The sequence below is a fragment of the Caballeronia sp. GACF4 genome (genome assembly GCF_023631025.1).
GTDB lineage: Bacteria > Pseudomonadota > Gammaproteobacteria > Burkholderiales > Burkholderiaceae > Caballeronia.
The window spans coordinates 419,294-433,433 of record NZ_JALQDW010000002.1 but is presented as its reverse complement, the minus strand read 5'-3'; the positions used below and the strand labels follow the sequence as shown (position 1 = coordinate 433,433).

Annotated in this window: 13 protein-coding genes and 1 tRNA gene; 9 read left to right on the top strand and 5 right to left on the bottom strand. The window is 62.4% G+C overall.

Features of this window, described 5'->3' with window-relative positions:
* Window positions 1–103: 103 nt before the first annotated feature.
* Window positions 104–1,171 (bottom strand): recombinase RecA, encoded by a 1,068-nt coding sequence (gene recA / locus NCR40_RS02095; RefSeq protein WP_284502972.1) that lies wholly within the window; start codon window positions 1,169–1,171, stop codon window positions 104–106.
* A 258-nt stretch (window positions 1,172–1,429) separates the two neighbouring features.
* Between recA and NCR40_RS02090 the strand changes: the two genes are divergently transcribed.
* The 6 genes from NCR40_RS02090 (at window position 1,430) to NCR40_RS02065 (ending at window position 7,441) form a co-directional block, all read left to right on the top strand.
* The gene (locus NCR40_RS02090; RefSeq protein WP_250508598.1) at window positions 1,430–2,170 is read left to right on the top strand and encodes a response regulator transcription factor; all 741 of its coding nucleotides are present in this window, start codon (window positions 1,430–1,432) and stop codon (window positions 2,168–2,170) included.
* Between the two features lie 6 nt (window positions 2,171–2,176).
* Complete coding sequence (locus NCR40_RS02085; protein ID WP_250508597.1) at window positions 2,177–3,766, top strand: sensor histidine kinase; 1,590 nt, start codon at window positions 2,177–2,179, stop codon at window positions 3,764–3,766.
* Between the two features lie 230 nt (window positions 3,767–3,996).
* On the top strand, window positions 3,997–5,655 hold the full coding sequence (locus NCR40_RS02080; RefSeq protein ID WP_244827131.1) for an MFS transporter: 1,659 nt from the start codon (window positions 3,997–3,999) through the stop codon (window positions 5,653–5,655).
* Window positions 5,656–5,753: 98 nt separating this feature from the next.
* Window positions 5,754–5,830: transfer RNA gene (locus NCR40_RS02075), tRNA-Met, on the top strand.
* 321 nt (window positions 5,831–6,151) lie between these two features.
* On the top strand, window positions 6,152–6,820 hold the full coding sequence (locus NCR40_RS02070; protein WP_250508596.1) for a glycine zipper 2TM domain-containing protein: 669 nt from the start codon (window positions 6,152–6,154) through the stop codon (window positions 6,818–6,820).
* A 141-nt stretch (window positions 6,821–6,961) separates the two neighbouring features.
* The gene (locus NCR40_RS02065) at window positions 6,962–7,441 is read left to right on the top strand and encodes a hypothetical protein (protein WP_250463190.1); all 480 of its coding nucleotides are present in this window, start codon (window positions 6,962–6,964) and stop codon (window positions 7,439–7,441) included.
* 320 nt (window positions 7,442–7,761) lie between these two features.
* Here NCR40_RS02065 and NCR40_RS02060 read toward each other — a convergent pair whose 3' ends face one another.
* Genes NCR40_RS02060 through NCR40_RS02050 form a run of 3 tightly spaced genes read right to left on the bottom strand, consistent with a single transcriptional unit; the run spans window position 7,762 to window position 9,645 of the window.
* The gene (locus NCR40_RS02060; protein ID WP_250463188.1) at window positions 7,762–8,148 is read right to left on the bottom strand and encodes a hypothetical protein; all 387 of its coding nucleotides are present in this window, start codon (window positions 8,146–8,148) and stop codon (window positions 7,762–7,764) included.
* Between the two features lie 14 nt (window positions 8,149–8,162).
* A complete protein-coding gene (gene bamE, locus NCR40_RS02055) occupies window positions 8,163–8,717 on the bottom strand; it encodes an outer membrane protein assembly factor BamE domain-containing protein (RefSeq protein WP_244827089.1) in 555 nt (184 codons plus the stop codon).
* Between the two features lie 37 nt (window positions 8,718–8,754).
* Window positions 8,755–9,645: a peptidoglycan DD-metalloendopeptidase family protein gene (locus NCR40_RS02050; RefSeq protein WP_250463186.1), complete on the bottom strand. Its 891-nt coding sequence runs from the start codon at window positions 9,643–9,645 to the stop codon at window positions 8,755–8,757.
* A 382-nt stretch (window positions 9,646–10,027) separates the two neighbouring features.
* Here NCR40_RS02050 and NCR40_RS02045 point away from each other — a divergent pair, with 382 nt between their 5' ends.
* On the top strand, window positions 10,028–10,279 hold the full coding sequence (locus NCR40_RS02045) for a GlsB/YeaQ/YmgE family stress response membrane protein (protein WP_244827961.1): 252 nt from the start codon (window positions 10,028–10,030) through the stop codon (window positions 10,277–10,279).
* Between the two features lie 78 nt (window positions 10,280–10,357).
* Here the strand turns inward: NCR40_RS02045 and NCR40_RS02040 are convergent, their stop codons facing one another.
* Window positions 10,358–11,017, bottom strand: a complete 660-nt coding sequence (locus NCR40_RS02040) for a VTT domain-containing protein (protein ID WP_244827087.1) — start codon at window positions 11,015–11,017, stop codon at window positions 10,358–10,360.
* 193 nt (window positions 11,018–11,210) lie between these two features.
* On the opposite strand from NCR40_RS02040, the gene mutL reads away from it, so the two are divergent.
* Window positions 11,211–13,145: a DNA mismatch repair endonuclease MutL gene (gene mutL / locus NCR40_RS02035; protein WP_250508595.1), complete on the top strand. Its 1,935-nt coding sequence runs from the start codon at window positions 11,211–11,213 to the stop codon at window positions 13,143–13,145.
* The gene (miaA, locus tag NCR40_RS02030; protein ID WP_250508594.1) at window positions 13,142–14,086 is read left to right on the top strand and encodes a tRNA (adenosine(37)-N6)-dimethylallyltransferase MiaA; all 945 of its coding nucleotides are present in this window, start codon (window positions 13,142–13,144) and stop codon (window positions 14,084–14,086) included. The genes mutL and miaA overlap by 4 nt, the downstream gene beginning before the upstream one ends.
* The last annotated feature ends 54 nt before the right edge of the window (window positions 14,087–14,140 follow it).

Genomic DNA, 14,140 nt, shown 5'->3' with positions numbered 1-14,140 from the left:
CCGTTCTGCCAGCCTTCGATCCGAACCGGCGCTTCAACATCGTCAGTGACCAAGTGAGTATCTAAACAACGAGACGACGACCACGTAACGATTAAGCGACAACTCACTCGTCCGCCACCGTGGCGCCCGGCGCCACGGCGTCAGCCATTGCCGCCACGCCGAGCGATTCGCGGATCTTGTTCTCGATCTCGCGGGCGATGTCCGGGTTCTCGCGCAGGAATTCGCGCGCGTTGTCCTTGCCCTGACCAATACGCTCGCCGTTATAGCTGTACCAGGCGCCCGCCTTGTCTACCAGCTTGGCCTGCACGCCCAGGTCGATGATCTCGCCCTGACGCGAAATGCCTTCGCCATAAAGGATGTCGAAAATGGCTTCGCGGAACGGCGGCGAGACCTTGTTCTTCACGACCTTCACGCGCGTTTCGTTGCCGATGACTTCGTCGTTCTTCTTGATGGAACCAATACGGCGAATGTCCAGGCGCACCGACGAATAGAACTTCAGCGCGTTGCCGCCCGTGGTGGTTTCCGGGTTGCCGAACATCACGCCGATCTTCATGCGGATCTGGTTGATGAAGATGACGAGGCAGTTCGTACGCTTGATGGTGCCAGTCAGCTTGCGCAGCGCTTGCGACATCAGGCGCGCTTGCAAACCAGGCAGCGAGTCGCCCATTTCGCCTTCGATTTCCGCCTTCGGCACGAGCGCCGCGACGGAGTCGATGACGATCATGTCGATGGAGCCGGAGCGCACCAGCGCATCCGCGATTTCCAGTGCCTGCTCGCCCGTGTCCGGTTGCGAGATCAGCAGTTCCTGCGCATTCACGCCGAGCTTCTGCGCGTATTGCACGTCGAGCGCGTGTTCTGCGTCGATAAACGCCGCCGTGCCGCCGACCTTTTGCATCTCGGCGATCACCTGCAGCGTGAGCGTGGTCTTGCCCGACGACTCGGGCCCGTAGATTTCCACGACACGGCCGCGCGGCAAGCCGCCGACGCCAAGCGCGATATCCAGACCGAGCGACCCTGTCGAGACCACCTGAATGTCTTCCACCACCTCGCCTGCGCCGAGCCGCATGATCGACCCTTTGCCGAATTGCTTTTCGATCTGCGCGAGCGCGGCGGCCAATGCCTTGCCCTTCTCCGCAGTCATGCCAGCCGGGCCTTTCTTGCTTTCTTCCATGAATCGTCCTTTGCTATGATGAACGGCGTCTGAGGCGGGTGCCGGCAAGCTCGAAACGAACTCGAGCCCGTCTGTAGCACTCCCGCAGACACTGTATAAAAAAACAGTAGTTTTTGCAAGCCCGATCGCGCGACGCAGTCTTTTTTCCACGCCGCGCGCACCGCGCAAAAACCGCAAAACACCTGGAGACCGCCGCGCCGGGCGAAATGCGGTGTCGGCAATGACTGCGCTTTGCCGCGCACGAAGGCGCACAACACGATGCGAATCCTCATTGCCGAAGACGACAGCATACTCGCGGACGGTCTCATTCGATCACTCCGCCAATCGGGATACGCCGTCGACCATGTGAAGCATGGCGTCGAGGCAGATACCGCCCTTTCGCTGCAAACTTTCGACCTCCTGATTCTCGATCTCGGCCTGCCGCTCATGCCCGGTCTGGAGGTGCTGCGCCGCCTGCGCGCACGCAATTCGCAGATGCCGGTTTTGATCCTGACGGCGGCCGACAGTGTCGACGAACGCGTGAAGGGACTCGACCTCGGCGCCGATGACTATATGGCCAAGCCCTTCGCGCTCAACGAGCTCGAAGCGCGCGTTCGAGCGTTGACGCGACGCGGCGCGGGTGGCGGTCCGACTGTCGTGAAGCATGGTTCGCTGGCGTTCGACCAGGTCGGACGCGTCGCGCATATCGGCGAGCAAGTCGTAGACCTGTCCGCGCGCGAACTCGGCGTGCTCGAAGTGCTGCTCCAGCGCATCGGGCGGCTCGTGTCGAAGGAACAGCTCGTGAATCATCTGTGCGAGTGGGGTGAAGAAGTAAGCAACAACGCAATCGAGGTGTACGTGCACCGCTTGCGCAAAAAAATCGAAGCGAGCGGCGCGCGCATCATCACGGTGCGCGGGCTCGGCTACACGCTGGAAAAAGCCGTCGCCAACGTCGACAACGGCGCCGTTGCCCAACCCGCGGCGAGCGATTCCCTGCCCGCCAGCCCTCAATACAAGTAGCCGCGCATGGCGTCGCCCGTTTCCACCGAACCAAGCGAAGCCGGGCACGGACACGACCACGCCGCCACCGAAAGCGACACCGACGCCAAGCGCGACGCGCGCTACGCCAACCCGTTCGCGCCTCCCGACGAACTCGAACCCGACAACGAAACGCATCCGCGCTCGCTCTTCGGCGAGATTCTCGACTGGATGCTTGCGCCGCTTCTGCTGCTCTGGCCGATGAGCATCGCGGTGACGTACCTGGTCGCGAAGTCGATTGCCAACGGTCCGTTCGACCGCGCGCTCGAAGCCGACGTCTACATGCTCGCGCGCCAAATCCAGCCGGTGAACGGCGTCGCCGAACTGCGTCTACCCGATGTCACGCGCGATTTCCTGCGCGCCGACAACGTCGACAGCGTGTTCTTTCAAGTGCTCGGCACGCGCGGCGAACTGGTCGGCGGCGACCGTGACATGCCCTTGCCGCATGACGACGATCGTCCGCAGCCGGGCATCGTCGAATTTCGCGACGACGCCCTGCGCGGCAACGACATTCGCGTCGCCTATACGACGGTCGATGTGCCCGGTCTCGCGCCGGGACGCGATCCCGCCGAGACGCAGCCGGTGCTCGTGCAGGTCGCCGAGACGCTGGACAAACGCAGCCAGCTCGCCAACGACATCATCAAAGGCGTGATCCTTCCGCAGTTCGTGATCCTGCCGCTCGCCATCGTGCTCGTGTGGTTCGGCCTCTCGCGCGGGCTCGCGCCGCTGCACGCGCTGCAGTCGAACATTCGCGCGCGGCGTCCGGACGACCTCTCGCCGCTCGAAGCGGCCCGCGCGCCGCCCGAGATCGCGCCGCTCGTGGCGTCGTTCAACGATTTGCTCGTGCGGCTCGAACAGAACATGGAGTTTCAGAAGCGCTTTATCGCCGACGCCGCGCATCAGATGAAAACGCCGCTCGCCGGCCTGCGCATGCAGGCGGAGTTTGCGTTGCGCCAAGAGGTATCGACGGAAGTGCAGCGCTCGCTCGAACAGATCGCCATGAGTTCCGAGCACGCGGCACGGCTCGTCACGCAATTGCTCGCGTTGGCGCGCGCGGAAAATCGCGCGACGGGGCAGATTTTCTCGCACGTCGAACTGACCGATCTCGCGCGGCTCGCCGTGCGCGACTGGGTGCAGGCGGCGCTCGCGAAGGGTATCGATATCGGTTACGAGGAGCCCGCGTATCCCGTCGAAGTAGAGGGCAACGCGGTGATGCTGCGTGAATTGCTGTCGAATCTGATCGATAACGCCATCCGCTACACGCCTCCGAACGGACGCGTGACCGTGCGCGTGCGGACCGGCGAGCACGATCTCGATCACGTTCATCTCGAAGTGGAAGACACCGGACTTGGCATTCCGAGCGCCGAACGCGAGCGCGTGCTCGAGCGTTTCTATCGCATTCTCGGACGCGAGGGCGACGGCAGCGGCCTCGGTCTCGCCATCGTCAAGGAGATCACGGCGATGCACGGCGGCACGCTCGCCATCGAAGATCATGTGTATCAGGAAGCGCCGCGACTGGCTGGAACGCTGGTTCGCGTGAGCTTACAGCGGGTTTTTCCTATGCGGGACAAACCCTGAGCCGGCTCAGCGCCTAACATCTCGACAAACAACATAAAACGCGCATTGACGCAAGAATGAGCGAGATAAAAAGAAAATAGAAGATGGTTAGCCGAAGATGTACTTTATGCGCCAATTCGACCCGCATCCGGGCGAGTCAGAACGCCGTAAGTTTTCGTTCCAATAATCGTTGCACCGGAGCGCCTCGGGCGTTTCCGACACGTATGCGAATTCAAATCAGGAGACGATTCATGGCTACGGTTGAGGGGCGCATTTCCCACGCACCGATGACGAGCGAGGAAAGGAAGGTCATCTTCGCTTCGTCGCTCGGCACGGTGTTCGAGTGGTACGACTTTTATCTGGCGGGCTCGCTTGCCATCTACATCAGCAAGACGTTCTTCTCGGGCGTCAATCCGACCGCTGGCTTCATCTTCACGCTGCTCGGCTTCGCGGCGGGTTTCGCGGTGCGTCCGTTCGGCGCGATCGTGTTCGGGCGGCTCGGCGATATGGTCGGGCGCAAATACACTTTCCTCGTGACCATCGTCATCATGGGTCTGTCGACGTTTCTGATCGGCTTCCTGCCCGGCTACGCGACCATAGGCATTGCGGCGCCGGTCATTTTCATCGCGATGCGCTTGCTGCAGGGCCTCGCGCTCGGCGGCGAGTACGGCGGCGCGGCGACCTACGTCGCGGAGCACGCACCGGCCAACAAGCGCGGCGCATGGACCGCGTGGATCCAGACCACGGCGACGCTTGGCCTTTTCATCTCGCTAATCGTGATTCTGGCGGTACGCACGATGGTTGGCGAAGAACAGTTCGGTGCCTGGGGCTGGCGTATTCCGTTCCTCGTGTCGATCCTGCTGCTCGCGGTGTCGGTGTGGATTCGCATGAAGCTGCATGAATCGCCGGTGTTCGAGCGCATCAAGTCCGAAGGCAAGACTTCGAAGGCGCCGCTGACCGAAGCGTTCGGCGAATGGAAGAACCTGAAGATCGTGTTGCTGGCGCTGTTCGGTTTGACGGCGGGTCAGGCGGTCGTGTGGTACACGGGGCAGTTCTACTCGCTCTTCTTCCTCACGCAAACCCTCAAGGTCGATGGCACCAGCGCGAATATCATGGTCGCGGTGGCGCTTTTGATCGGCACGCCGTTCTTCGTGTTCTTCGGGTCGCTTTCGGACCGGATCGGCCGCAAGCCGATCATCATGGCGGGCTGCCTGATCGCCGCGTTGAGCTTCTTCCCGCTCTTCAAGGCGCTCGCGCACTACACCAACCCGACGCTCGAAGCCGCCACGCAGAAGTCGCCGATTGTCGTGATCTCCAATCCGGACGAGTGCTCGTTCCAGTTCAATCCGGTGGGCACGTCGAAGTTCACGTCGTCGTGCGATATCGCGAAGAGCGCGCTGTCCAAGGCCGGTCTCAACTACGAGAACGTCGCGGCACCGGCGGGCACGCTCGCGCAGATCAAGGTGGGCGAAACGGTGGTGAACACCTACGACGGCAAGGCGGCCGACGCGAAGGCGCAAGGCGCGGCCTTCGACAAGACGCTTGCCGGCACGTTGAAGAGCGCGGGCTACCCGGCGAAGGCCGATCCGGCGCTCATCAACTGGCCAATGGCGATCGTCGTTCTGACCATCCTCGTGATCTTCGTGACGATGGTCTACGGCCCGATCGCGGCAATGCTGGTCGAGATGTTCCCGGCGCGGATTCGCTACACGTCGATGTCGTTGCCGTATCACATCGGCAATGGCTGGTTCGGTGGATTTCTTCCGGCGACGGCCTTCGCTATCGTCGCCGCGAGAGGCGATATCTATTCGGGCTTGTGGTATCCGATTGTGATTGCGCTGGCGACGTTCGTGATCGGCATGTTGTTCGTCAAGGACACGCGCAAAACAAATGTCTACGACGAAGATTGATGACGATGGCGCTTTGCTGCCGCTTTCCTGCCGCTTGAATAAAACGAGCGGCAGGGGTTGACAGCGGTTTCACCTATCGCCATAATCTCGCTTCTTTCGGCGAATTAGCTCAGTCGGTTAGAGCGACGGAATCATAATCCGCAGGTCCGGGGTTCGAATCCCTGATTCGCCACCAGCATCAAAAGAAGCCGCTGTTCCGCAAGGATCAGCGGCTTTTTGCTTTCGGCGCGCTTCCCGGCATGCCAGCGTTTTTTTGTCTTCATGCATGACCGGCGCCTTTCCGCATCTCCTTGGTTACGCGCTCGTCGCCATGACACTCAACACGCGTGACTTGCCCGCCGCGAAGTGACGCGACGCTTCTCAAACGCCTCCTCGTTCGAATCAAGCGGAGATGTTTGCTTACAAATGTCACACCGAACGCGTCCACCGGGCAGCAAACGCGGCGTTATAGCAGGCAGGCATCAATGCCTTGCAAGCACTCAACGGAGACGCTGCCATGAACGCCGTACCCCAGTTCGATCAAAAGCCCTCGCGTATTCATCCGCTCATGGCGGCCGCCGCCGTCTCGGTGATCCTCGCTTGCGGCACGGGCGTGGCCGCGATGACCGGCCTTCTGCCGTCATCGAAAGCCACCGCGACGGCCGTGACGGCTTCGCCGCTGGTAGACGCGCAAGTCGCCAAGGCGTCGCCCGCAGGCGCGCCGGCTTTGACTGGAAGCGACGCGGATCGATTGCCGCGTGCGGTTCGCGGGCATCACTTGAAACCGGCGTCGACGACGGCACATAGCGTGGCGGTCGCGGCGCCCGCAGCGGTCGAAGCCCAACCGGCGTACGATCCGTATGCCGGCCAGGTCATGGCGGTGAACGCGGTGCAGACCGCGCAGCCCACCACGGGTCTCGGCGCAATAGGCGGCGCGGTCGTCGGCGGTTTGGCGGGGACGCAGATCGGTAACGGTCGCGGACGCACGGCGGCGACGATCATCGGCGCACTTGGCGGCGGGCTCGCGGGCAATCAGATCGAACATGTCGTCCACAAGACGACGACGTATCAGGTGCAAGTCCGCATGACCGATGGCAGCGTGCGCAGCTTCAATTACGACAGCGCGCCCGGCGTCGCGGTCGGCGAGCGAGTGCGCGTGGCGGGTGAATCGCTGAGCCCGGCTTGAGAACGGCGCGCCTTTGCAAAGCCTGACGCGTCTTAAGACAACACTAATTATCGAGTGCGATGATGTTTCCATGCTCATTGCACGAAGCGTCCCGGCCCGCCGGTTCGGGTGCGCGAGCAAGAACCTGTTCCGGAGAATTCCGTGAAGAAAAAATCGACGAATATGAAGTCCGGCCGTCCTGCCATGTCGCCGCTGTTGCGCGCGCTGACCTATAGCCGCGCCGCCCGCGAACCGATGACCAACGCCATGCTGCTTCAAGCCTATGCCGCACTCGACGCCCTCCGGCGCGGACACGGCTCGAAGCCGCTCTTCATGGCGCTGTGCCGGCATCTGCTGATCGCGGAAGAACTCGGCCAGCTCGGTCACGTGACGGATCACGCCGACGACATCACCGCAGCCTACGAAGCGCTCGTCGAACTGGACGAGCGGCACACCGGCACGGGCGAGTGGACGCTCGACGACGCGGCGCACGCCAACCTGTGCGATGCACTCGCCATCTATGCCGACCAGCTCGAAGACGCGACGCTCGAACACATCGCGCAAGCCGAAGCACGCATGGTCACGCAATCGCTCGTCGCGGCGAACCTGCGTCAGGAGGCCAAACACGAAGAACTGGCTTAGTCGAAAAGCCGATTGGACGGTTAAGGGTTTATCCGCCACGTATCTTGCTTGCGTGTGTTCGAGAACGAACACTCATACAAAACCGTTGCCTCGATACTGTGTCTGCGCACGGGGGAAGTCGATTCAAGCGCAAACGGACCACAAAAAAGATGGGCGGCATTCGACCGAGTTGTGGGTAAAGGCACAGGCGCGCCAGGCAGGTAACGAATAAAGAGCGCACGGTTTTGCCAACAGCCCGGCGAGTAGCAGGCGAACCACGCCATCGCTCCGACAAAGAAGCTCAAAAGCCGGCACTCGCCGGCTTTTCTTTTTTGCGCGACTCAGCGGTACTTCGAAAACACCGTCCGGCCGCACTCCGCACACCATGAACGCTGCGCGGATTCGATATCCGCATCCCAGACGTGTCCCCACGCGCATCGCCAGGAAGGCGGCGCCTTGGTGTCGGCACGGCCCGGCGATAACAGCGCACCGCCGCGCATCTGCGCGATGCCATGCAAGCGCTGCATCTCGACCTCGCGCCGGTGCGACGCGCAGTTCATGCAACGAATATTCTGAGCCGCATCTACCGCGTCGTCCCAGTGATGACCACGGTCGCAAGCCCAGATCGTGAGCGTCGCATCGTTCGCGTCTTGCAGATAACGGTCGCGATAGCGCGCGGCGTCGTTCATCAAGGCGTTTCGTCTCTTGTCGTTATTCTGATTGTTCATTGCCTCTACACCTTTCAATGACGTCCGCCGCCCTCCGCCTCCGAGCGCGAAGTCGTCACCACGATGCCGTTCGGGTCGAAATGCGCGTTGAACATGGCGTCGCGATTCACGCCATCTTCGAGCCAGTGCCAACTCCACACGCGTTCCTGCTTCAGTCGATACTCCGCGACGGTGGTCGGCTTGCCAAGCAACCGGCGCACTTCATCCTGCGTCATGCCGGGCCTTACCTTCGCGATATTCGCCGCGGTCAGAACCTGCGTCACCGACACGAAGAGTCCGTCGGCGTCGAGATCGACGAAATAGGTGTTCGTTCCCGCCGGGCCGCGCGGATATTCGAGCCGCTTGGACCCGTCGGTGAAAGTCCGTTCGATTTCCGGGTCGCCCATCTGACTGCGAATCTGCGCCTCGGTCGTGACGCCAGGCTGCAAATCCTTCAGCAGCAGATTGTCGGGCTTCACGGCATTGAAAATTGCCTTGAGCTTGTTCAACCCATCCTCGCTTTGCTGCTGATCGCAGCCAGCAAGCAATGACAACGCGACACATGCCGCGCCCATGACTTTCTTCACCATCACTCTCCTTCGACCTTCATGTTTCAACCTTCATTCTTCAACCACCTGCGCCAAGCAGGGGCAACGGGTCAACCGCCGCGCCCGACTTGCGTACTTCGAAATGCAGCTCCGGAGAGCCGCTCGGTCCCGTGCCCATGTCGGCGATGGTCGCACCTTGCTTGACCGTATCGCCTTCGTGCACGAGCAGCTTGTCGTTATAGGCGTAGGCGGTCAGAAAATCGTTGCCATGCCGCACGATGATCATGCGCCCATACGAGCGCAAGCCGCTGCCCGCATACACGACCTTGCCGCCGGCTGCCGCCTTCACGGGCTGCCCGACCTTGCCGGAGATATCGATTCCCTTGTTGCCGCTTGCGCCGAACTTGCGCACGACCTCGCCCTTCGCGGGCCACACGAACGTGCCCCTGGCCGCGCTCACATGTTCTTCGCTGGCTTCGGGCGCGGGCTTTTGCGCGACGGACTTTTCGGTCTTGTCGCTCGATGACTTCTGCGGTGTGGCAATGAGCGGCGGCATGTCTTTCTTTTGCGCCGTGCTCGCGGATGCCACGGCTGCGCCCGGCGGCGCCACGCGCAACAGCTGCCCGATATTCACCTGCTTGCTTTCGGGCAGCGTGTTCCATTTGGCGAGGTCGTCGGGCTTCTGCTTGTAGTTTCGCGCGATGCCGTAAAGCGTGTCGCCCGGCTTCACGCGATAGAAGCCCGGCTCCGCTGGCGGCGCGTTGAGCGGCACGACCGGCGCGGGAATGACGGCGGGCGACGTCGTCTGAACGACAGGCGGCGCGCTCGACGCCGAACTCTCGACGATAGGCGCGGGCGTGCGCGGTGTGGAGGAACATCCGGCGAGCATTGCCGCGACCGCTGCCCCCGCGATGCCCGCGCGGCTGAATAGCTTGAAACCTTCCATTTGCATCGACACCAACGTTCTCATTCTCTTGTTCTAGTCTCTTGCAGCGTGTTCAAAGCCCACAGCGCCGATTACAGCAATGCGTCGCGCCGCTCCTGTTGCATTACGTGAAACGATCAACATCCGCCAGCATAAAACATTACCGAAACAATTCCGCCGTCGTGACATAAACGACACACGTGGCCATTCGGTGCACCGGGCGTTTCGGCATTCTAAATTTTGATCAAATTACACACTATCTTCGACGCGCTTGCCGTGTCTGGCGCGAGCCGTGGCATCGACAAAACTTGACACTCAGGCCGGTCCGCGTGGCCGTTCTTTGGGCTAAATTCACCGCGCTCGAAAGCAGGAGCTTCCTGCAGTCCTGCAATCATCTAATCTCTCGGAGTTTTTTCTCATGAATTTCTTGCAACACGGAATCATCCTCTGGCTGATCATCGGCGGCGTCGCGGGCTGGCTCGCCGGTCTCATCATGAACGGCAGCGGCTTCGGCGTGATCGTCGACATTATCGTCGGCGTGGTCGGCGGTCTGATCGGCGGCTGGCTGTTCGGCACGCTCGGTATCTCGTTCGGCGGCGGCATCTTCGGCTCGCTCGTGACGGCCGTGATCGGCGCAGTCGTGCTGCTGTTCCTTATCCGCCTGATTCGCCGCGGATAAAACGCATCGAGCGAGGCGCGCAGTGACACGCGTCTCGCTCGATTTCAGTGCCCCGAAGCAGCAATCGGCCGTTACGGCTTACGCCTTCGAGCGCCGCCGCGTCAGCTTCCAAAGCGCACCCAGCGCGATCGGCACCACTGCCGCGCCGATTCCCACCAGCACGATCACGTTCAAATACTGCCGAATGAACGGAATGTTGCCGAAGAAGTAGCCGAGCAGCACGAGCAACAGGACCCAAACCAGCGCGCCCAGAATATTGAAGAACTGAAAGCGCGTGTGATTCATCGACGAAGCGCCCGCCACGAACGGCGCGAAGGTCCGTACCACCGGCACGAAGCGCGCGATCACGATAGTCTTGCCGCCGTGATGCTCATAAAAGTTGTGGGTCTTCTGCAGCGCCGCGCGGTCGAGAAAGCGCTCCAGCACGGGAATGTTGGTGTCGAACACCTTCGGGCCGATAGCGCGCCCGATCCAGTAATTCACCGTGTTCCCCAGAACAGCCGCCACGAGCAGCAGCACGATGAGCGCGCTCAAGTCCATCGCGTGGGACGCGGCAAACGCGCCGCCGATGAACAACAGCGAATCGCCCGGCAGGAACGGGAATACGACGAGCCCGGTTTCGCAGAACACGATGAGGAACAACACCGCATAGACCCAAGCGCCGTAGTGCTGGATAAAGACACCGAGCGACTTGTCGATGTGAAGGATCATCCCTAGAAATTGCAGCAGCGTGTCCAAAAGCTTTCCTCGAAAAAAATGGCCCGGCGCGACAGGAATCTGCCCGCCGTCAAGAACCGTGGAAGGTCGCGCCATGATACCGAACGCAAACGCGCCTTCAATTAGGAAGCGCTCATCCAGACGCCGTCTCGACGCCCTTTTGCCGCCAAAATCGCGCATCGGGACGCTCGGATGCGAATCGCTATAATTCGGGATGGCCGAACTCAACGATCCCTCCGCCTACACATTGACCGCAGACGCCGCGCGCGGTTCGCGCGCCATCGCGCCGCTTCCCGACCAGCTCATCAGCCAGATCGCGGCGGGCGAGGTGGTGGAACGGCCGGCATCGGTCGTGAAGGAACTGCTGGAAAACGCGCTCGATGCAGGCGCGCGCACCCTGCGCATCACACTCGATGAAGGCGGCGTGAAGCGAATCGTCATTGCCGATGACGGCAGCGGCATTCCGCCCAACGAACTTCCGCTCGCGCTTTTACGCCACGCGACCAGCAAAATCCGCTCGCTCGCGGACCTGGAAGCCGTCGCCACGCTCGGCTTTCGCGGCGAGGCAATTGCCTCCATCGCTTCCGTCGCGGAGTTGTTCATCACGAGCCGCACCGAGAGTTGTCCGCACGCGACGCGCATCGACGCGCAAACGGGCGCCATTTCCCCGGCAGCCGGCACGGTCGGCACCACCATGGAAGTGCGCGAGCTGTACTTCAACACGCCCGCGCGGCGCAAGTTCCTCAAGAGCGAACAGACCGAACTCGGGCATTGCCTCGATGTGATCCGGCGCATGGCGCTCGCGCGCCCGGACGTCGCCATTTCGGTGATGCACAACGGCAAGGCCGTCGAGCATTGGAACGCGAGCGATCCGCGGACGCGCGTCGCGAAGATCCTCGGCGAGGTGTTCGAAACCGCGCATCTGCCGCTCGATGAACGCGCCGGGCCGCTCGCCGTCTACGGTTGCGCGGGCCTGCCGACCGCCAGTCGCGGACGCGCCGATCAACAGTATTTCTTCGTCAACGGCCGCTTCGTGCGCGACAAGCTGCTTACGCACGCGGTGCGCGCGGCCTATGAAGACGTGCTGCATGGCAATCGCTATCCGGCCTATGTGCTGTTTCTCGACTTGCCGCCCGAATCGGTGGATGTGAACGTGCATCCGTCGAAGATCGAAGTGCGCTTTCGCGATTCGCGCTCGATTCACCAATACGTGTTTCATGCCGTGCAGCGCGCGCTTGCGCGGCAAGCGGGCGCGTCGCCGGAAACCACGTCGGGCGGGCATGCGGCGCAGTTGTCGCCGACCGGACCGGCTTCGTTCAGCGCAAAGCCTTACGCCACGGGCAGCGGCGATACGGCGCCGATGCGCGGCGAAAACGGCACGTCATGGATGCGCCAGTCGCGCATGACGCAGGGCACCTTGCCCGTCGCGCAGCCGCTTGCGCTGTACGACGCGCTCTTCGGCCGCAAAGACAACGCCACGCCCGATGCGTCGCCTTCGGTGGCATGGGCCGGCGAAAGCGCGCCGGCTTATGCGCCGCGACCCGCTCCGCTCGATCACGCCGATGACCAGCCGCTCGGCTTCGCCGTCGGGCAGATTCACGGCATCTACGTGCTTGCGCAAAACGCGCGCGGACTCGTGATCGTCGACATGCACGCCGCGCACGAACGCATTCTCTACGAGCAGTTCAAGAATGCGCTTGCGGATCGTGCGATCGCCGTGCAGCCGCTTCTCATTCCGGTATCGATGACGGCGGATGCGGTCGAGATCGGCATCGTCGAGGAGGAGCGCGCCACGCTCGATGCGCTCGGCTTCGATCTGGCCGTGCTCTCGCCGACATCGATTGCCATTCGCGCAGTTCCCGCGCTGCTCAAGGATGCCGATCTGCAAGCGCTTGCGCGCGCCGTGCTGGCGGATTTGCAGGCGTATGGCGGGTCGCGCGTGCTCACCGAGCGTCAGCACGAGTTGCTTGGAACGCTCGCGTGCCATCACGCCGTGCGCGCCAACCGGCGCCTTACGCTCGATGAAATGAATGGCCTTTTGCGCCAGATGGAAGCAACCGAACGCGCCGATCAATGCAATCACGGCCGGCCGACGTGGTTTCAACTCACGCTCGCGGACCTCGACCGCCTCTTCATGCGCGGACAATGACGGCTCGTTCCATCGCGTGTTTATTGGGGCCGACGGCATCGGGGAAGACAGCGGCGGCGCTTGCGTTCGCCGCGCGCTCGGCGCGGCCGGTCGAGATTATCAGTGTGGATTCGGCGCTGGTTTATCGCGAGATGGATATCGGCACGGCCAAGCCGAACGCGGAAGAACGCGCGCTGGCCGCGCATCATCTGATCGATATCATCGATCCCTCACAGAGCTATTCCGCCGCGCAGTTTCGCGACGATGCGCTGCGGCTCGTCGGCGAGATCGTCGCGCGCGGGCATGTGCCGCTGCTGGTCGGCGGCACGATGCTGTACTTCAAGGCGCTCACGCAGGGCTTGAACGACTTGCCTCCCGCCGATGCCGATACGCGCGCTCTTCTGGATGCCGATGCCGCGCGCGACAGCTGGCCGGCGTTGCATGCGCGACTTGCGTTAATCGATCCGCAAACCGCCGCGCGTCTCGCGCCGAATGACTCGCAGCGCATTCAACGCGCGCTCGAAGTGTTCATGCTCACCGGGCAGCCGATGTCGGCGCTGCTTGCCGCGCCGCGTGAGTCTTCGGGCGATGCGCCGTATCGCTTCGTGCCGATTGCACTTGAACCTTCGGATCGCGCGGTGCTGCATGCGCGTATCGCGGAACGCTTCGATACGATGCTGGCGCACGGTTTCATCGACGAAGTGAAGCGGCTGCGCGCCCGTGGCGACCTCGATCTGTCGATGCCGTCGATGCGATGCGTGGGTTATCGGCAAGCATGGGAGTATCTCGACGGCGCGACACGCTATGACGAAATGCGCGATAAGGGCGTCTTCGCGACGAGGCAGTTGTGCAAGCGGCAGTTGACGTGGCTGCGTTCGATACCGGAGCGGGCGGTGGTGGATTGTTGCGCGGGGGATGCAACGGAGCGGGCGGTGGCGACGGTGTTGGCGGTCGCGGGGTGAGGTGGCGTCAAGAAAAGCGGCGAAACCGGTTCTCGCTTGCGCTTCATGCCTCAA